A 19,360-nucleotide genomic window follows, 5' to 3' on the forward strand; every position below is an offset into this window, starting at 1 on the left:
CCCCATCCCTCAGGCAGCGTCACCATTCGCTGCACACAGGAACGAGGCCAGAACCTTTGCCTCGGTGGACGTCAGGAAGAGTTCAAAGGGCTTGATCTGGCCAGCGACTTCGAGGGTGAGCCTGAAGCCCTCGGTCCCAACGCTGGGGCGGGCAAACCAGTTCTCCAGGATCTGCGGCATGTCCTGGCCTATCAGGATGGAGCACCCCTCCATGTCCCAAGGGGAGCCGGATTCGATCAGCGCCTGGTGTTCACCACAAATATGGGCCCGGTGATGAGTGGCAGCCGGGCGGCTTCCCGCAGTGAAGGCGGAGCCGGGATTCGTACACCGAAGCACTGAACAAGTAACCATGCACCTGACGGTAGCGAGTGGAGATTGGGGGAATCCTGTGTGGTCCACTTGGAATTTCCTTGGAGCCGAACGGCACGGCGCTTACTCCTGCTGCAACTGGAAAACCAGAGGGTTTTTCCCCCTAAAATGCGGGGTTTAAAAGGGTAGGCGTGGCCCTAGCGCAGCGCCAAAATCCGGGTGCAGGATTGAACGTACCGGATCACAAACACTCAGACGGATCCGACGTTAAGCCCCCCGCCTCTGACGGGGCCGCTGATTAAAAATGGGACGGGCAGGCTGCGGCCGCCACGCTGATCAACCACGAGCTTGTTCAGTCGCGTCGGCCTCAACCTGTCCAAAAATGGTGAATCGCATCCTTACAGGAGCACAAAAAATGTCCATCACTCCAACTATGAAAACCCGTTCAACCCGGGCAAAGATCGCCCTGGTTCCGGTCCTTTCATTCGGTCTGCTCGCGGGTGCCGCGGCTGTCGCCGCCCCGGCTGCAGCCCATGACGACCGCGACCGCGACCACCGACACGGCTGCAACGTCCAACCTTTGAAACCGACCGATGCCCGCGGCGATTGGGTGAACTTCCCGGTCAGCGTGAAATGCGATGACGGAAGAAAGGTCGTCCACATCCAGCAGAAGCGCTATGAAAAGGATCGCGGTCGCGACACAAGGCTGCACGACGGCAACCACGACGCATTCCACGTCTATGTGCACCGCGCCGACCGCAAGGAGGTCAAAGACAGGTACGACCAGGTGAGCCGTAGGCTTGACCGCCGTGGCCCGGAAGAGGTTTACCACGAGATCAGGTTCGCTGTGGATAAAGGACATGGCCGGCTTGAGTGGTCCGGATGGGTCAAGAGCCAGACATTGACGGGCGTCAACTCGCATCATTAGTGAATAGAAGGACCCTCATACGGGAGCCAGGGGCACAAGCCCCTGGCTCCTTATTTGTGCCACGGTTCGTCTTTGTAACGAGGTTCGTCATTGGTTGGAGGACGCCCAGGAGTTGGAACGCCCCCTTGACTCGCTGCCCTACCCTTCCCTACACTTTTCATAAAGCAGAATCTAAATTCCACAAAGCGGAAACGGTTGAAGGGCCGGGGAAGCGCGGGAAGATAGATCAAAGCCCTCCCCGGAAGGACCTACGATGACGTACACAGTGAACTGCTCCATCCTCCTCACGGAACTGCCCCTGCTTGAGCGCCCGGCAGCCGCAAAGGCAGCGGGTTTTGACGCTGTCGAGTTCTGGTGGCCGTTTGAGTCCTCCGTTCCCGCCGACGCCCAGGTCACCGCATTCGAGAACGCCATCAAGGACGCGGGTGTCCAGCTGACAGGCCTGAACTTCAACGCCGGCAACATGCCCGGAGGTGACCGCGGCCTGGTTTCCTGGAAGGGACGCTGCTCCGAATTCAAGGACAACATCGACGCCGTGGCCGGCATCGGCGAGCGCCTGGGCTGCAGGGCCTTCAACGCCCTCTACGGCAACCGGCAGGACGAATTCAGCCCCGAAGAGCAGGACGAGCTGGCCGCCAGGAACCTGGCAGCTGCCGCAGAAGGCGTCGCCCGCATCGGCGGCACCGTCCTCCTCGAACCCGTCAGCGGCGCACCCAAGTATCCGCTCCTCACCGCTGACGACGCACTCAAGGTCATCGCCCGCGTCAAGGCCGAGTCAGGCGCCACCAACGTCAAGCTCCTCGCCGACTTCTACCACCTGGCAGTCAACGGCGACGACGTCGAGTCCGTCATCGAAAACCACGCCAAGGACTTCGGCCACATCCAGATCGCCGACAACCCCGGCCGCGGCGCACCCGGCACCGGAGAGCTTCCCCTCGGCGAGTGGATCGCCCGCAGCCGCGAACTCGGCTACGACGGCTACATCGGCCTCGAATACAAGGAACCGCAGGAAACGGCCTTCAGCTGGGCAATCCGCCAGCGCGTCAGCCAATAATCCCCACCCCGCCCAACTGAGTAGCAGTAGATGTCGTTTAGAGCCCTCAAAACGACATCTACTGCGACCTAGTTGGGTAACCCCCCACAGACTTCAGAAAAGAGAACCATCATGAGCAACGTTGCAGTCATCGGACTCGGAATCATGGGGCTGCCCATGGCCATCAACCTGGTCAAGGCCGGCCACACCGTCACCGGCTTCAACCGCAGCCAGGACAAGATCGACAAGCTGGTCTCCGAAGGCGGCAAGGGCGCCACCAGCATCGCGGACGCCGTGAAGGACGCCGACGTCGTCATCACCATGGTGCCGGACTCCCCCGACGTTGAGGGCGTGGTCACCGGCGAAGAAGGTGTCTTCGCCAATGCCAAGCAGGGCACGCTCTGGATCGATGCCTCCAGCATCCGCCCCGACGTTGCCAAGCGGCTCAGCGACGACGCCCGCGAAGCCGGCATCCGGCCCCTCGACGCACCGGTCTCCGGCGGCGAACAGGGCGCCATCGACGCCGCCCTCTCCATCATGGTGGGCGGCGACAAGGAAGACTTCGACGCAGCGTCGGACGTCCTGAACGCCGTCGGCAAAACCATCGTCCACGTCGGCCCCTCCGGCTCCGGCCAGACCGTCAAGGCAGCCAACCAGCTGATCGTCGCCGTCAACATCCAGGTCCTCGGCGAGGCCATCGCCTTCCTCGAGGCCTACGGTGTGGATACCGACGCCGCCCTCAAGGTCCTCGGCGGCGGCCTGGCCGGTTCCAAGGTCCTGGACCAGAAGGGCCAGAAGATGCTTGACCGCAACTTCGACCCCGGCTTCCGTCTCGCCCTGCACCACAAGGACCTGGGCATCGTCACCTCCGCCGCCCGTGAAGCCAACGTCGCCGTCCCCCTCGGCGCCGTCGTCGCACAGCTCGTCGCCGCCACCGTCAACCAGGGCGACGGCGCACTGGACCACTCCGGACTCTTCAAGCAGGTCCTGCAGCTCTCCGGCCGCGAGTAGGTTTCGACAAGCTCAACCACCGGTGATTGAGCCTGTCGAAATCCAGGTTTCGGCAGGCTCAACCACCAGCCCCCTCCCAAAAGGGGGCACATTGACACGGACACGCCGGCCGCCGTCGTAAATTACGACGCCGACTCCCCCAAAGTGCCCCGCGACGGCTCGCCGGGCTACTTCAGCACACCCAAAAACAGGTTTCAGCAGGCTCAACCACCGGGCCCAACCAAAAGCTTCCAAGGAGCACACCATGAGCAAGATGCGTACCGTTGATGCAGCGGTTGCCATCCTGGAAAAGGAAGGCGCCATCGAGGCGTTCGGCCTGCCAGGCGCGGCAATCAACCCCTTCTACTCCGCCATGCGGGAACACGGCGGCATCCGCCACACCCTGGCCCGCCACGTTGAAGGCGCCAGCCACATGGCCGACGGCTTCAGCCGCGCCAAGGACGGCAACATCGGCATCTGCATCGGCACCTCCGGCCCCGCCGGCACCGATATGATCACCGGCCTCTACGCCGCCTGGGCAGATTCCATCCCCATGCTCTGCATCACCGGCCAGGCCCCGGTTGCCAAACTGCACAAGGAAGACTTCCAGGCCGTGGACATCGAGTCCATCGCCAAGCCGGTCACCAAGATGGCCATGACCATCCTGGAACCCGGCCAGGTTCCCGGCGCCTTCCAGAAGGCCTTCCATCTGATGCGCTCCGGCCGCCCCGGTCCGGTGCTGCTGGACCTGCCCATCGACGTGCAGCTGGCCGAGATCGAATTCGACATCGACACCTACGAGCCCCTGCCCATCGAAAAGCCCAAGGCCTCCCGCAAGCAGCTGGAAAAGGCCCTGGACATGCTGACCGCAGCCAGCCACCCGCTGATCGTGGCCGGCGGCGGCATCATCAACGCCGGCGCGTCCGCGCAGCTGGTGGAACTGGCCGAGATCCTCAACGTTCCGGTGATCCCCACGCTGATGGGCTGGGGCACCATCCCGGACGACCACCAGCTCATGGCCGGCATGGTGGGCCTGCAGACCTCGCACCGCTACGGCAACGAGAACTACCTGCAGAGCGACTTCGTGATCGGCATCGGCAACCGCTGGGCCAACCGCCACACCGGCGGCCTGGAGACCTACACGGCAGGCCGGAAGTTCGTGCACATCGACATCGAGCCCACACAGATCGGCCGCGTGTTCTCGCCGGACCTGGGCATCGCGTCCGACGCCGGTGCGGCGCTGGGCGGGCTGGTTGAGCTCGCCAGGGAGCGCAAGGCGGCAGGGTCCCTGCCGGACTACAGCGCCTGGGTTGCCGAATGCCAGGACCGCAAGGCCTCCCTGCACCGCAAGACCCACTTCGAGAACATCCCCATCAAGCCGCAGCGCGTGTACGAGGAGATGAACAAGTCCTTCGGCCGCGACACCATCTACGTGTCCACCATCGGCCTGTCGCAGATCGCCGGCGCCCAGATGCTGCACGTGTTCGGTCCGCGCAAGTGGATCAACGCCGGCCAGGCCGGCCCCCTGGGCTGGACCGCCCCGGCAGCTCTCGGCGTTGTGCGCGGCAAGCCGGACGAGACCGTTGTTGCCCTCTCCGGCGACTACGACTTCCAGTTCATGATCGAGGAACTGGCCGTGGGCGCCCAGTTCAACCTCCCGTACATCCACGTGGTGGTGAACAACTCCTACCTGGGCCTGATCCGCCAGTCGCAGCGCGGCTTCAAGATGGAGCAGAACGTGTCCCTGGCGTTCGAAAACGTCAACAGCGCGGACTTGTCCGAAACCGCACGCGGGTACGGCGTGGACCACCTGAAGGTTGCCGAGGGCCTGGGCTGCAAGGCCGTGCGCGTGGAGGACCCCAACGACCTCGCTGCCGCGTTCGACAAGGCCAAGGCGCTGATGGGCGAGTTCCAGGTTCCCGTGGTGGTTGAAGTGATCCTGGAAAAGATCACCAACATCTCCATGGGTGTGGAAATCAACGCCGTGAACGAGTTCGAGGAACTGGCTGAGACGGCCGCCGACTCCCCCACCGCCATCCTGGCCCTGCAGGCCTAGACCAGAAAAGACAGCACTGCCATGCGCATCGTCATTGCCCCGGACAAGTTCAAGGGATCGCTCTCCGCCCCGGACGTCTGCACGCACCTGGAAAAGGGACTGCAGCGTGGCGCCGGCGGCAACCTTGACGTCGTCCGGATTCCGGTGGCCGACGGCGGCGAGGGCACCCTCGACGCCGCCGTCGGCTCCGGCTTCACCCGCCGCACGGCAACGGTGAGCGGCCCCACTGGCCAGCCGGTACGCGCGGACTTCGCCGTCCGGGACCACGAGGCCGTCATCGAGATGGCCACCGCCTCCGGGCTGGCGCTGGTGCCCCAGGTGGCCCGCGGCGGAAAGCCAACGTCCGCGGATGCCACGACGGCCAGCAGCCTGGGCACCGGCCAGCTGATCCGCGCGGCCCTGGACGCCGGCTGCCGCCGGATCGTGTTGGGCGTGGGCGGCAGCGCCAATACCGACGGCGGTGCAGGGCTCCTGCAGGGACTCGGCGCACGGTTCCTGGACGCAAGGAACAACGAACTGCCGCCGGGCGGTGCTGCGCTGGCCAACCTGCACAGCATCGACTTCACGCACTTTGAACCCCGTTTGGTGGACACACGCTTTGTGCTGGCGTCCGACGTCGACAATCCCCTGCTGGGCGCCCAGGGCGCCGCGGCGGTTTTCGGCCCGCAGAAGGGCGCCACACAACAGGACGTCGACATGCTCGACGCCGCCCTGGCCAGGTTTGTCGAAGTCCTGGCCAGGGAAATCGGATTCCGCGCCGTCAAGGCAGCGGAGGCCCCCGGCGCGGGGGCGGCCGGCGGGGTTGGCTTCGCAGCCATCGCCGCCCTGGCCGCCACCCGGCGCCCGGGAATCGACGTCGTTCTCGGATTCACGGGACTCGCCGAACGCCTGGCCGGAGCCGACCTGGTGATTACCGGGGAAGGCAGCCTGGACGAGCAGAGCCTGCTGGGCAAGACTCCCATGGGTGTGGCCCGGGCAGCCGCCGCGCAGGGCGTCCCGGTCATCGCCGTCTGCGGCCGCACCACGCTGGCGGAAGACCAGGCAGTCGCCGCCGGGTTCGAGGAGATTTACGCTTTGACAGAGCTCGAAAGCAATGTAGACAGGTGCATAGCAGAGGCCGGACAGCTTCTGGAGCAGCTGGGCACCCAGATCAGCGGGAGGTTGGCGGCCGAAAGGCCCGCCCGCACCGCAAGTACCAAGGAGGACCTCCATGTCTGAAGACCGTTACGACCTGGTCATCCGGGGCCGGCGCATCATGACCACCGCCGGAATCGCCCCGCGCGAGGTGGGCGTCCGCGGCGGCAAGATCGTTGCGCTCGAGCCGCTGGGCAACGGCCTGGCCGGCACCGAAATCATCGAACTCGCCGACGACGAAACCCTGCTTCCCGGCCTGGTGGACACCCACGTCCACGTCAACGAGCCCGGCCGCACCGAGTGGGAGGGCTTCGCCTCCGCCACCCGCGCCGCCGCAGCCGGCGGCGTCACCACCATCATCGACATGCCGCTGAACTCCGTACCGCCCACCACCACGGTGGAGAACCTCAAACTCAAGCGCGAGGTCGCCGAAGACCAGGCGTTCATCGACGTCGGGTTCTGGGGCGGCGCCATCCCCGGCAACAAGGCCGACCTGCGCCCCCTGCATGACGACGGCGTGTTCGGCTTCAAGTGCTTCCTCCTGCACTCGGGCGTGGACGAGTTCCCGCACCTGGACGCGGACGAGATGGAGGAGGACATGGCCGAGCTGAAGTCCTTCGATTCCCTCATGATCGTCCACGCCGAGGACTCACACGCCATCGACCGCGCACCCCACCCCGGCGGCGACCACTACTCCACGTTCCTGGCCTCCCGCCCGCGCGGCGCCGAGAACAAGGCCATCGCCGAGGTCATCGAACGGGCCCGCTGGACCGGTGCGCGTGCGCACATCCTGCACCTGTCGTCGTCGGACGCGCTGCCCATGATCGCCTCCGCAAAGCGCGACGGCGTCAAGCTCACCGTGGAGACGTGCCCGCACTACCTGACGCTGATGGCTGAGGAAATCCCCGACGGCGCCACCGCGTACAAGTGCTGCCCGCCCATCCGCGAGGCCTCCAACCGGGAGCTGCTGTGGCAGGGCCTGCAGGACGGCACCATCGACTGCATCGTTTCGGACCACTCCCCCTCCACCCTGGACCTGAAGGACCTGGAAAACGGCGACTTCGCCGTGGCCTGGGGCGGCGTCTCCTCGCTGCAGCTGGGCCTGTCCCTGATCTGGAGCGAAGCCCGCCACCGCGGCATCCCGCTGGAGCAGGTTGTCAGCTGGATGGCGGAAAAGCCCGCCAACCTCGCCCGGCTCACCAACAAGGGCCAGCTGGCGCTGGGCTACGACGCCGACTTCGCGGTGTTCGCGCCGGACGAGGCCTTCGTGGTGGACGTCTCCAAGCTCAAGCACAAGAACCCCATCACCCCGTACGACGGCAAGGCCCTCTCCGGAGTGGTCCGCAAGACGTTCCTGCGCGGCGCCGTGGTGGACGGCCAGACCCCCACGGGCAAGCTGATCCGCCGCGGCGGAGTGTAAGGACGCGCCATGGCAGTGGAAGTCCACCATCCGCGGACGGCTTACCGTCCGCGGATGGCCCAGCCCAAAGCTGCCGCCCGCGGCCTCGCCGTGTGGGTGGTTCCGGAGGAGGGCACCAGCCCGGAACTCCTCGCCCGCGCCGCCCAACTGGTCCTTGCCAGGGCCCTGCAGACTGCTCCGGAGGCGGAAGTCCATTGGCCTGCTGCCGGAGCTCCCACGTCCGGGGTCTCCGCCACGGCGGAAGGAGCCGCAGACGACTCCTCTCAGCCTTCCTCCGCAGCGGAGAACCCCGGCGCCGCCTCTCCTGGCGCACAAACGGACGACGACGGCGGCACCCGGCTGCCGCCGTCGGCCGGCCCCGTCAGCCGCATGGCCGTGGACCTGGCCGCCGATACCGTCCTCCTGGACGGCAGGCCGGTGCCGCTCACCGGCGTCGAATTCAAGGTGCTCCGCTACCTGGTGACCCACCTGTCCCGCACCGTGGGCCGGGAGGAGCTGCAGGATTTCCTGGACTCGTTCGAAACCCCCGGCGCCTCGGCTCGATCCATCGATGTTTACGTGGGCCGGATCCGCCGGAAACTGGGCAATGCGCGCCATGCCGTGGCCACTGTCCGCGGCGGCGGATACCAGTTCGTGCCGGGAAAATCGGCAACAGTTCGCGGCCCGGCGGAATACTGCATATGACGCCGGAGTTGTATGACTGAGCGGGAAGCCGCTTCACTTGATGTCTTGCCAGTAATGACAAACCCTTCCAAAGGAACGCCATGAGCCACACCCTGACCACCAAGCTTCAGCCCGGAACCCAGGCCCCTGACTTCACCCTCCAGGACGCCCAGGGCCGCCAGACTGCCTTGGCCGACTACCGTGGCAAAAATGTCATCGTGTACTTCTACCCCAAGGCCGCCACCCCCGGCTGCACCACCGAGGCCTGCGACTTCCGCGACAGCCTGGCCTCACTGCAGGGCAAGGGCTACGAGGTCATCGGCATCTCCCCGGACGCCCCGGAGGCCCTGGCCGGCTTCACCGGCGACTTCTCCCTGACCTTCCCGCTGCTCTCCGACGAGGACCACGCGGTTGCCCTGGCCTACGGCGCCTGGGGCGAGAAGCTGGTTAACGGCGAGATCGTCGAGGGCATCGTCCGCTCCACCGTGGTGGTGGACCCGGACGGCAACGTCACCCTGGCCCAGTACCAGGTCCAGGCCGACGGACACGTTGCAGCGCTGAAGGAAGCCCTGGGAATCTAACCTCCCCGTCTTCCCATCACCAGGACGCTCTCTCACGTCCTGCGTGTTTTTTCAGGACGCTCCATCACGTCCTGCGTGTTTTCCCCTAACGCCCCTGCAGATCCTGCGGGGGCGTTAGGCGTTTTCCGGGCAAAGCCGGGCCACAGGCAGATGCCGCCGGGCAGAATGGCCGTATAGCCGCTTCACGAGGAGGACCCGGATGGCAAGGAAAGAACTGGACCGCAGCGGGTTAGTCCTGCAGTTCGAGGACACGTTTGAAGGACCGGACCTGGACAGCAGCAAGTGGATCCCGCGCTACCTCCCGCAATGGAGCAACTCCGAAAGCGCCCGCGCAAGGTACCGTTTCACCTCCGGCGGGCTGGCGTTGATGATCGAGGAGGACCAGGCTCCGTGGTCCCCTGAACACAACGGGGGACTGCGCGTTTCCAACCTCCAGACAGGCGTTTTTTCCGGGCCGCTGGGGAGCACCGAAGGCCAGCACCACTTCACCCCCGGCCTCAGGGTCACCGAGGCCCAGGCAGAGCAGCGGCTGTACACCCCGCACTACGGGCTCATCGAGGCCCGCGTTGCCGCCATCGCCGACCCCGCCTGCATGGTTGCCCTGTGGATGATCGGGTTCGAAGACATCCCGGAACACTCCGCCGAGATCTGCATCTTCGAGATCTTCGGCTCGGACATCGGTGCCGGCACCGCGAAGGTCGGCATGGGAGTGCATCCCTTCGGGGACCCCCGCATCCAGGACGATTTCCGGAAAATAGAAGTGGCTGCGGACGTGACCGAATTCCACACCTACAGCGCGGACTGGACGCCGGACGGTGTCGATTTCTATGTCGATGACCGGTTTGTGGCCGCGGTGGAACAGTCGCCGGACTATCCCATGCAGCTCATGCTCAACGTGTACGAGTTTGAAAGCCCATCCCCGTCGGCGTCCACGTATCCGAAGGAGTTCCTGGTGGACTGGGTCCGCGGTTACCGCCGTGAACCGAATGCCGTTGCCGCTTCCCCGGCCCAATCACAGGATGGCCGAATGGTCATCGAGGTCCGTCCAGCCACCAGCTTCGAGGACGTCCGCGCGATCGTCGGGCCCAAACGGCCCGACGCGAACGTCTGCTGGTGCCTGAGCTACCGCATCCCGTCCAAGCAGAACCAGGCGCTGCACGGAACGGAGCGCGGGGAGCTGGTAAAGCAGTTGGTGGCGGAGGATCCGCCGCCGGGTGTGCTGGCGTACGACGGCGGCGAGCCAGTGGGGTGGGCCGCGGTCCACCCCCGCGCGGACACAAGTTTCGCCACGAACCGCCGCATCCCGCACGTGGATGACCTGGATGTGTGGTCCGTGTGGTGCATCCGTGTCCGGCCCGGCCACCGCGGCAACGGCATTTCGCACGCACTATTGGCAGGCGCGGTGGAGCTCGCCCGCACCTACCGGGCACCCGCCGTCGAAGGCTATCCGGTGGACAACGGCGGGAAGAAAGTGGACCTCACCATGGCCTATGTTGGCACCCGCAAACTCTTCGAGGACGCAGGCTTCACCAAGGCCGCGGACACGGACTCGGTGCTGAACGGTTTTCCGCGGGTGCTGATGCGGCTTTCGCTGCTGTGAGACGGCGTCCGGGCCGGCCGCAGATGCAGCCGGCCCGGACGGACCATCCAGTGCCTTGGGGTCAGCCCAGGTCGAAGCGGTCCAGCTCCATCACCTTCACCCAGGCCGCCACGAAGTCGTTAACGAACTTCTCCCCGCCGTCCTCGCTCGCATAGACCTCGGCGAGCGCCCGGAGCTGCGAGTTGGACCCGAAGACCAGGTCCACGGGCGTGGCCGTCCACTTCAGCTCGCCGGTGGAGACGTCGGTGATCTCGTAGACGTTCTCCTCGCCTTCCGAGGCCTTCCACTTGGTCCCCGGCGAAAGCAGGTTGACGAAGAAGTCGTTCGTCAGGACCTGCGGCCTGTCGGTGAGGACGCCGTGGCTGGAACCGCCCACGTTGGTGCCGAGGGCCCGCATGCCGCCGACCAGCACCGTCATTTCCGGTGCCGACAGGTCCAGCATGAACGCCTTGTCCAGCAGGAGGGTCTCCGGCTGGAGCTTCTCGCCGGGGCGCACGTAGTTGCGGAACCCGTCCGCGCGCGGCTTCAGGTACTGGAACTGCTCGACGTCGGTCTGGTCCTGGGAGGCGTCGGTGCGGCCGGGCCGGAACGGCACGGTGACGGCAAACCCGGCGTCCCTCGCCGCCTTCTCCACCGCTGCGCAGCCACCGAGCACAATAAGGTCCGCCAGCGAAACCTTCTTGCCCCCGGCCTGGCCCGAGTTGAACTCCTGCTGCACCGCCTCGATCTTCTGCAGAGTGGTGGCCAGCTGCTCCGGTTCGTTGACTTCCCAGCCGCGCTGGGGTTCCAGCCGGATCCGGGCACCGTTGGCGCCGCCGCGCTTGTCGGTCTTGCGGAAGGTGGAGGCCGCGGCCCACGCCGTGCCGGCGAGCTGCGGGACGGTCAGGCCGGAGTCCAGGAGCCGTGCCTTCAGCGAGGCGATGTCCTCCTCGTTGACCAGCTCGTGGTCAACGTCCGGGACCGGGTCCTGCCAGAGCTGGGCCTCCGGAACCCACGGTCCGAGCATGTGCGGGCCGACAGGTCCCATGTCACGGTGCAGCAGCTTGTACCAGGCCTTGGCGAAGGCGAGCTGGAACTCGTCGGGGTTCTTCAGGAAGCGCCGCCCGATTTCCTCGTAGACCGGGTCGAAGCGCAGTGACAGGTCGGTGGTCAGCATGGTGGGCCGGTGCTTTTTCGCGGGGTTGTGCGCGTCCGGGATGATCTCCGGGGCATCCTTGGCCACCCACTGGTGGGCCCCTGCCGGGCTCTTGACCAGCTCCCACTCGTACTCGAACAGGATCTCCAGGAAGCGGTTGCTCCACTGGGTGGGCCGGTCCGTCCAGGTGACCTCAAGGCCGGAGGTGATCGTATCGCCGCCCTTTCCGCTGCCGTAGGTGCTGAGCCAGCCCAGCCCCTGCGTCTCGAGGTTCGCGGCCTCCGGCTCCGGTCCCACGTGCGCGTCGGCGTCAGCGGCGCCGTGGGTCTTGCCGAAGGTGTGTCCGCCGGCGATCAGCGCGAAGGTCTCTTCGTCGTTCATCGCCATCCGCTTGAACGTCTCGCGGATAAACGCTGCGGCGAGTTTGGGATCCGGGTTGCCCATCGGCCCCTCGGGGTTGACGTAGATCAGGCCCATCTCGGTGGAGCCCACGTCCTCCGCCATCTGGCCTTCGCCGATGTAGCGTTCGTCGCCGAGCCAGGTGTCCTCCGGGCCCCAGAAGATTTCCTCGGGCTCCCACACGTCCTCGCGCCCGAAGGCGAAACCGAAGGTCTTGAAACCCATGGACTCGAGGGCCACGTTACCCGCGAGGACCAGAAGGTCTGCCCAGGAGAGCTTTTGGCCGTACTTCTGCTTCACCGGCCACAGGAGCCGGCGGGCTTTGTCCAGGTTGGCGTTGTCCGGCCAGCTGTTGAGCGGCGCGAACCGCTGGCTGCCGTCCCCGGCACCGCCGCGGCCGTCGTGGACGCGGTAGGTGCCGGCTGCATGCCAGCTCAGCCGGATCATCAGGCCGCCGTAGTGGCCGAAGTCCGCGGGCCACCAGTCCTGGGAGGTGGTCAGGACCTGGGTGATGTCCTGCTTGAGGGCCTCGACGTCGAGCTTCTGGAATTCCTCGCGGTAGCTGAAAGTGGGGCCAAGCGGGTTGCCGGCCGGGTTGTGCGCGTGGAGCACGGAGAGGTCGAGCTGGTTCGGCCACCAGTCGGCGACGGTGCGCGGCCGGTGAGCCTTGGGTTGCGGCGAATCGATGGCGGGATTTTCGCTCTCGCTGCCGTGCGAGGTCACGCTGTCATGGGCAACCGGGCAGCCACCCTCAACCTTGCTGTCCAGGCCCTGGGCGCTTCCCGGGGTAGGGACCGGGGGGTGGTCCTGACGATCGGTCATGTGCTTCCTTCCATATGGCCGAGGCCGTGGTCGGACTCGGGCAGCCGGTTCAACCCTCCTATTTGACCATGAGCGGAAGCCACAGCGAGAGTCCATTTGGGCATGCAAAACGATCGCTTGCCGGGTGCACTGCCAGGACCAGGAATCACGGGGAGGGGGTTATGGTTTCTTCCACCATTTGCCGGGCCAGTCTTCGTCGATCGCCCACAACGCCAGGAGCAGCGCGTCAACTGTCATAAGGCCGGCAATAAGGTACGCCCAACCTGTCCACCAACCCATGGCAATCTCCTGACTGTATCCCCCAGCCACTCGATTGCTCCTAAGTGTGGCACTTAAAGCGCCGGTACGGAACGGCCCCCGGCCGCAGTCCTGAAAAGTGCCTCAAGCCGGTAATGCGCCTCGGTTTCCAGCTTCAGGCGGCGGGTCAGCTTCTCCACCTGCTGGGACATCTCCGCCCCCACCGGAAGCCGGTCCCCGGGCCAGTTCCAGACATCCCGCGATTCAGCCAGCGCCTCGGCCAGGGATTGGGCGGCGGCCCGCACCTTGCGGGAGTGCAGGTAGACGCGCAGCAGCGCTTTGGCCTTGCCCGCGCCGGCCGCCAGTACCTCCCGCACTATGAAGTCGAGTCCGACGGCGGGCTTCGCGGCTGCGTGCTCCATCCGAACTTCGGGCTTCGCGGCGGCATCCACCGCGGAGACTTTGGGCGCGGCCCCGTCCCCTGCGGACGCATCCGGCCTCGCAGCGGCAAGCGCCACTTTGTGGTTCCTGAAATTGTGGTGTGCCATAGCGCTTTGCCTTCCCCAAGCCGTCCAGCCCGCGGGCGGGTCGCCTTTGACCCGCCCGCGGAGACTGCTGCCTGGCTACGAGTCTCCCGGCCCTTGCTCAACGTCCGGGCAAGGGCATCCCAAGATTTGCGAAAGATCCTCGCGGGACCCCGGCAGCGGGGCCGCGGCGCCCCCGGAAGCTGCCATAACGCAGCATGCACCGATCTTGTGAAGCCCTGCGACATGCCCTGTGGGGCTTAATACTGTAGAAGTAGAGCTATGGTCTCTCCCCCCGAAATTCGCCGTGCCGTCGTCATTGAAGATGACCCGGACATCCGCGGGCTGCTGGTCCGTGTCCTGACGAAGCAGGGTTTCGAGGTCACCTACGCGGCTGCGGGCCTGGTGGGAGTGGAGGAAGTCCGCCGCAGCCAGCCGGACCTGGTGACTCTGGACCTGAACCTGCCGGACCTGGACGGCCTGGAAGTGTGCAAGCTGCTCCGCGAGTTTTCGGATGCCTTCATCGTGATGCTGACCGCCCGCGCCGATGAGCTGGACAAGCTCACCGGCCTGGACAACGGCGCCGACGAATACATCAGCAAGCCGTTCAGCCCGCGCGAACTCCAGTCCCGGATCAACGCCCTGTTCCGCCGCCGGCCCTCCACCGCGGCGGACTCCGCGGCCCGCAGTGAGCTGGAGCGCGCCACTGAGGTGCAGCAGAGCCTGCTGCCCAAGGAAGACATCAGCGTGGAAGGCTACGACGTTGCCGGCGTTTTCCGCCCGTCCCGCAGCGTGGGCGGCGACTTCTACGACTGGTACCAGACCCCGGAGGGACTCCACCTCACCTTTGCCGACGCCATGGGCAAGGGCATGGGTGCTGCGCTGATCGCCGCGACGGTCCGGGCCGTCATGCGGTCCACCGGGCACCGGCAGGACCTTGACGGCGCCTTCGCCTCCGCCAGCAAGGCCATCGCCACGGACCTCGATTCATCCAACTCCTTCGTGACGCTGTTCCACGCCCGCCTTGACGCCGCGTCAGGGAATGTCAGCTATGTCGACGCCGGACACGGGCTTGCGCTGCACGTCCAGTCCGGCGGGACGGCACACCGCCTCCCCTCCGGCGGCCCGCCCGTCGGCGCATGGGCAGGAACGCAGTGGCCGCAATCAGGGCTGGAACTTGCCCCCGGGGACTCCCTGGTGGTGGTCAGCGACGGCGTGCTGGACGTCTTCGGCTCCGTGGAAGACTTCACCGCGGCTGTGCAGCAGGCAACGCAGGCCAATGACTCCGCGCAGGCAGCCAGCAGTGCCATTATGGCCCTTGCCCCGGCGGAGACCGCCGAGGACGATGTCACGGTGGTGGTGGTCCGCCGGCTGCCGCAGGAGGTGGGTGCATGACCCGCTTCTGGACACGGCTGGTGGTGGTGCTGACCGTCCTCACCGGCCTTAACTACATCGCCTGGCGCTGGGCGGCCTCCCTGAACTGGGATGCCTGGTGGATCGCGCTGCCGCTGGTGATCGCCGAAACCTACAGCCTCATCGACGTGATGCTCTTCGGCATGACGGTCTGGAAACTGAAGATCCGCAAGGGCGCTCCGCCGCCTCCCTCGGACGCCACCGTGGACGTCTTCATCACCACCTACAACGAAGACCTGGACATGGTGATGACCACCGCGCTGGCCGCCCAGAAGATCCGGCACCCGCACAGCACCTGGATCCTGGACGACGGCGCCCGCCCCGAGCTCAAGGCCCTTGCCGAAGAGCACGGCCTGGGCTACGTCACGCGCAGCGGGGACTGGACCCCGGACCTCCCCCGCCACGCCAAGGCCGGCAACCTCAACAACGCACTCATGCAGACGGACGGGGAGTTCCTCCTGATCCTGGATGCGGACCAGATCCCCGAGCCGGACATCCTGGAAAAAACCCTCGGCTACTTCAACAACCGCCGGGTGGCCCTGGTCCAGACGCCCCAGTACTTCAGCAACGTTCCCGCCGATGACCCGCTCGGCAGCCAGGCACCCCTGTTCTACGGCCCCATCCAGCAGGGCAAGGACGGCTGGAACGCCGCTTTCTTCTGCGGCTCCAACGCCATCCTGCGCCGCGAAGCCCTGATGCAGCTGGGCCTGGTGGGCTATGTGAAGGAAACCGAGAAGAGCATCCGCCGCGCGCTCGCGGCCTCCCGCTCGGCCATCAGGCAGGCCCGGAAGTCCGCCGACGTGGAAACGCCCCTGGTGGCGGAGGTGCTGGACGAAGTGGAGGCTGCCACCCGCGAAGCCCAGCAGGAGCTCGAGGCCGGTCAGCCGCTGGGCGAAATCACCTACCGGGTCCGCCGCCGCGTGGACGCCGCCGTCCAGACCCTGGTGCTGGCCGACGTCGAGGCGCTGCAGTCCGACCTGGAGGAAATCGCCGCCATGGAACTCGCGCACGTGGGCGAATCCGGAGTGCCCGTGGTGGCGGACGACGCCGTCCAGCGGATGTCGCGCCGCGACTGGTCCCCGCTGGGCGCCCTGGAATCCGTCCAGGCCGTCCTGGACGCGCTCTCCGTGGAACGCAACGACGAAGCCCAGCCGGTGATGCCGCTGGCCACCATCTCCGTCACGGAGGACATGGCAACGGCCATGCGCATGCACGCCATGGGCTGGCAGAGCGTCTACCACCACGAGGTCCTCGCCTACGGCCTGGCCCCGGAGGACCTGAAGACCATGCTCACCCAGCGGCTGCGCTGGGCACAGGGAACCATCCAGGTGCTGCTCCGGGAAAACCCGCTGGTGCAGAAGGGCCTCAAGTTCAGCCAGCGGCTGATGTACTTCGCCACCATGTGGACGTACCTGAGCGGCTATGCGGCGGTCATCTACTTCGCGGCCCCCATCATCTACCTCCTGCTGGGCATCCTGCCGGTCACCAGCCTGAGCTGGGACTTCTTTGTCCGGTTCATCCCGTTCATGGTGGTCAACCAGCTCCTGTTCGCCGTCGCCGGCCGCGGCATCCCCACCTGGCGCGGCCAGCAGTACAGCCTGGCGCTGTTCCCCACCTGGATCAAGGCATGTTCGACGGCGGCACGGAACGTGTGGTTCGGCCGTCCCCTCGGGTTCGCCGTTACCCCCAAAGCCCGCCAAAGCGGCGGACCCAGCTGGAGCCTCATCCAGCCCCAGATCGTGGTGTCAGTCCTGCTTGCCGTGGCCGCCGTCGTCGGCATCATCCGCCTGGCCACCGGACTGGCCGAACCGCTGGGAACCCTGGTCAACGTGGCCTGGGTCATTTTCGACCTGGTGGTCATGAGCATCCTGGTCCGGGCCGTGCTCTACAAGGGCTACGAACCGGCCGCAGAACCTGCAAACACAGAGAGGAATCCCGATGGAGTTTAGCTATGAGGTCAAGGACTCATATGCGGAGGTCAAGGCGGACGGGCGGCTCAACATGGTCTCCGCGCCGAAGCTGCGCGAGTTTGTGACGGACGTTATCGCCGGCGGATCGAACCGGATCGTGGTGAACCTGGAGAACACTGCATTCATGGACTCCTCGGGGCTCGGCGCGCTGATCGGCTGCCTTAAGGCGGCCCGGCAGGCAGGCGGCGACCTCCGGATTGCGGCCGTCCAGCCGCAGGTCAAGATGGTCCTGCAGCTCACCAGCATGGACAAGGTGCTGACCGCCTATGCCTCCGCCGCCGAGGCGTTCAGCAATGACTGAGGTCCTCGCCTCGCGCAGCTACCGGGGACTGGCTGCGGAGGACGCCATCGAATCAGTCCACAATGACCTGGACAGCCTCTGGCTGGACGTCCCGTTCGTTGGGGACATGGACCAGATGACGTTCACGACGGCGGTGATCGAGTCCGCATCCAACATCGTCCAGCACGCGGAGCCGGCGGGGCAGGACCCCGTGGAGCTGGGCGTGGACATCGAAGTCCGGCCCACCGTGCTGCAGGCCCGCGTCAGCGCGTACCACGCCAAGCCGCCGTTCGGCGCGATGGAACCCGGGGCGCCCGGCGAGGATGCCGAGTCCGGCCGCGGACTGGCGCTCATCGAGGCACTGGTCACCACCGTCACCTTCGAGCGGCAGGACGGCACCAACACCTGGGTACTGTCGCGGACCTCGTCCCGCGACTAGGAACGCGGGCGCCGGCCCGGGCAGCGGGCCGGCGCTCTTCGCGTTTCAGGAACCGGCGGGAAAGTGCACCGATACGGTGGTGCCGCCGCCGGGCGTCTCACTGATGGCCAGTTCTCCCCCGTGCGACTGGGCGATCCGCCGGCAGGTAGCCAAGCCAAGACCGGTCCCGGGGCCGTCACCGGGACGGTTCAACCGGACCAGCGGCTGCAGTGCCCGCTCCCGGTCGGCCGGCAGGATGCCCTTGCCGTTGTCCGCCACGTGCACGGTGACCCCGCGGGGGCAGGTGCCGGCAGTCACCGCTACCTCAAGGGCGCGTTGCGGGCTGCGGTAGTTCATGGCGTTGGCCAGCAGGTTCTGGACCAGGGTGCGCAGCTGCGCACGGTCGGCAAACAGCTCTGCGTCTTCACACAGGATGCCGCTGCCCAGCCCAAGGTCCACGCCAAGATCCTGCGCAGCCTCCGCCGTCACCGCCAGCAGGGACACCCGCTCCCGGTTCAGCGAGCCGTCCGTGCGCGAGTAATCCAGCACATCATCGAGGGTTCCGAGCATGCGCCGTCCGCCACTGGCCATCAGCCCCAGGTATTCCATGGACGGATGGTCCGGTGCGATGCCCTGATCATCTTCCGCGAGCTCCACGTATCCCAGGATGGTGGTCAGGGGCGTCCGCAGGTCATGGCTGACGCGCCCCGCGAACTCCGCCAGCATGGCGTTGCTGCGCCGGAGCTCGGCCAGGGCGTCGTTCAACTGGAGGGTGCGGTGCTGCAGCTCGAAGAGCTCCACTGCCTGCTGCGCCAGCACCTCCAGCAGGTCTATCTGATCCGGCGTGGGAAGCGCAGCCTCCGTGGAAAACACGCACAGGGAGCCCAGCACCAGCCCGGTTGAGGTTTTCAGCGGCACCGACGCATAGAAGCGGACATCGGCAATTTCCCCCGTGACGAACGGGTTGGCCGCGAAGCGCGGGTCCTGGGATGCGTCACGCACCACGGTGGTGCCGGGGCCCATAAACACGGTGGCGCACATGGAATCCTCGCGCGAGCAGATGCCGGCGTCGATTCCCGAGGCCGCAACCTGCAGCTGGTGGCTGGATGTGATGATGTTGACCACGCCGTACGGGACACCGCACAACGATGCGGCGAGGCGCACCAGGTTATTGAGGGCACGCTGGGCCCGGTCATCGACCAGCGCCGGTATGGTCCCGGGGCTCGCGGGCACCAGCCCGTACTCCCGCAGGTCAACGTCCCGCCCGGCATCCTGTTCGGTCAGCATTTGCATAGCCGCCCCGTCCGTATTCACTTGATATTCCATTATTGGTTGACACGGCCTGCGGCCCCTCCGCGATAATACCGGCTGCGCGGAAGAGCCGTTGTACTCTCTTGACACTAGTCGTTGACTGCCCTTAGATATTACGTATGCTGAAATAACAGTTC

General features: G+C 66.2%; 17 protein-coding genes and 1 pseudogene. 14 read left to right on the forward strand and 4 right to left on the reverse strand.

The genetic code is table 11. The features are described 5' to 3' along the window. Positions 1-9 precede the first annotated feature (9 nt). Positions 10-180 carry a hypothetical protein gene (locus tag AC5RWA_RS09890; protein ID WP_494057477.1) on the reverse strand — a complete coding sequence of 57 codons (171 nt, stop codon included), beginning with the start codon at positions 178-180 and terminating at the stop codon, positions 10-12. A 544-nt stretch (positions 181-724) separates the two neighbouring features. Here AC5RWA_RS09890 and AC5RWA_RS09895 point away from each other — a divergent pair. The 10 genes and pseudogenes from AC5RWA_RS09895 to AC5RWA_RS09940 all read left to right on the forward strand — a co-directional run bounded on the left by AC5RWA_RS09895 (position 725) and on the right by AC5RWA_RS09940 (position 10,714). After that, positions 725-1,237, forward strand: coding sequence for a hypothetical protein (locus AC5RWA_RS09895; protein WP_494057478.1), 513 nt, complete (start codon positions 725-727; stop codon positions 1,235-1,237). A gap of 253 nt (positions 1,238-1,490) precedes the next feature. Further along, positions 1,491-2,291, forward strand: a complete 801-nt coding sequence (locus tag AC5RWA_RS09900) for a hydroxypyruvate isomerase family protein (RefSeq protein WP_494057479.1) — start codon at positions 1,491-1,493, stop codon at positions 2,289-2,291. Between the two features lie 111 nt (positions 2,292-2,402). Further along, positions 2,403-3,281: a 2-hydroxy-3-oxopropionate reductase gene (locus AC5RWA_RS09905; protein ID WP_494057480.1), complete on the forward strand. Its 879-nt coding sequence runs from the start codon at positions 2,403-2,405 to the stop codon at positions 3,279-3,281. A gap of 244 nt (positions 3,282-3,525) precedes the next feature. Then, positions 3,526-5,316 carry a glyoxylate carboligase gene (gene gcl, locus AC5RWA_RS09910; RefSeq protein WP_494057481.1) on the forward strand — a complete coding sequence of 597 codons (1,791 nt, stop codon included), beginning with the start codon at positions 3,526-3,528 and terminating at the stop codon, positions 5,314-5,316. A gap of 21 nt (positions 5,317-5,337) precedes the next feature. Beyond that, entirely contained in the window at positions 5,338-6,534 is a 1,197-nt protein-coding gene (locus AC5RWA_RS09915) for a glycerate kinase (RefSeq protein WP_494057482.1), read from the forward strand. After that, positions 6,527-7,870 carry an allantoinase AllB gene (allB, locus tag AC5RWA_RS09920; protein ID WP_079595225.1) on the forward strand — a complete coding sequence of 448 codons (1,344 nt, stop codon included), beginning with the start codon at positions 6,527-6,529 and terminating at the stop codon, positions 7,868-7,870. The genes AC5RWA_RS09915 and allB overlap by 8 nt, the downstream gene beginning before the upstream one ends. Positions 7,871-7,879: 9 nt before the next feature. After that, positions 7,880-8,554: a winged helix-turn-helix domain-containing protein gene (locus tag AC5RWA_RS09925; protein WP_494057483.1), complete on the forward strand. Its 675-nt coding sequence runs from the start codon at positions 7,880-7,882 to the stop codon at positions 8,552-8,554. Between the two features lie 80 nt (positions 8,555-8,634). Further along, on the forward strand, positions 8,635-9,114 hold the full coding sequence (gene bcp / locus AC5RWA_RS09930; RefSeq protein ID WP_115523679.1) for a thioredoxin-dependent thiol peroxidase: 480 nt from the start codon (positions 8,635-8,637) through the stop codon (positions 9,112-9,114). Positions 9,115-9,481: 367 nt separating this feature from the next. Beyond that, positions 9,482-10,012, forward strand: a pseudogene (locus AC5RWA_RS09935) (glycoside hydrolase family 16 protein); the annotation flags it as partial. Positions 10,013-10,141: 129 nt separating this feature from the next. Beyond that, a complete protein-coding gene (locus AC5RWA_RS09940) occupies positions 10,142-10,714 on the forward strand; it encodes a GNAT family N-acetyltransferase (protein ID WP_494057629.1) in 573 nt (190 codons plus the stop codon). A 61-nt stretch (positions 10,715-10,775) separates the two neighbouring features. Here the strand turns inward: AC5RWA_RS09940 and katG are convergent, their stop codons facing one another. Together katG and AC5RWA_RS09950 are read right to left on the reverse strand one after the other, a co-directional pair. Continuing rightward, positions 10,776-13,070, reverse strand: coding sequence for a catalase/peroxidase HPI (gene katG / locus AC5RWA_RS09945; RefSeq protein WP_494057484.1), 2,295 nt, complete (start codon positions 13,068-13,070; stop codon positions 10,776-10,778). Positions 13,071-13,402: 332 nt separating this feature from the next. Beyond that, positions 13,403-13,855, reverse strand: a complete 453-nt coding sequence (locus AC5RWA_RS09950; RefSeq protein ID WP_494057485.1) for a hypothetical protein — start codon at positions 13,853-13,855, stop codon at positions 13,403-13,405. Positions 13,856-14,113: 258 nt separating this feature from the next. On the opposite strand from AC5RWA_RS09950, the gene AC5RWA_RS09955 reads away from it, so the two are divergent. From AC5RWA_RS09955 to AC5RWA_RS09970, 4 genes are read left to right on the forward strand one after another with little or no spacing between them, the layout of a single operon-like run. Next, entirely contained in the window at positions 14,114-15,226 is a 1,113-nt protein-coding gene (locus AC5RWA_RS09955; protein ID WP_494057486.1) for a PP2C family protein-serine/threonine phosphatase, read from the forward strand. After that, positions 15,223-17,193, forward strand: a complete 1,971-nt coding sequence (locus AC5RWA_RS09960; RefSeq protein ID WP_494057487.1) for a glycosyltransferase family 2 protein — start codon at positions 15,223-15,225, stop codon at positions 17,191-17,193. Before AC5RWA_RS09955 ends, AC5RWA_RS09960 begins: the two co-directional genes overlap by 4 nt. Beyond that, positions 17,183-17,515, forward strand: coding sequence for an STAS domain-containing protein (locus AC5RWA_RS09965; RefSeq protein WP_079595233.1), 333 nt, complete (start codon positions 17,183-17,185; stop codon positions 17,513-17,515). The genes AC5RWA_RS09960 and AC5RWA_RS09965 overlap by 11 nt, the downstream gene beginning before the upstream one ends. Then, positions 17,508-17,933, forward strand: coding sequence for an ATP-binding protein (locus AC5RWA_RS09970; RefSeq protein WP_115523672.1), 426 nt, complete (start codon positions 17,508-17,510; stop codon positions 17,931-17,933). The genes AC5RWA_RS09965 and AC5RWA_RS09970 overlap by 8 nt, the downstream gene beginning before the upstream one ends. A 45-nt stretch (positions 17,934-17,978) precedes the next feature. Here AC5RWA_RS09970 and AC5RWA_RS09975 read toward each other — a convergent pair whose 3' ends face one another. Beyond that, complete coding sequence (locus tag AC5RWA_RS09975) at positions 17,979-19,205, reverse strand: GAF domain-containing sensor histidine kinase (protein WP_494057630.1); 1,227 nt, start codon at positions 19,203-19,205, stop codon at positions 17,979-17,981. Positions 19,206-19,360 lie beyond the last annotated feature (155 nt).

This window comes from Arthrobacter sp. 210 2 (assembly GCF_059093025.1).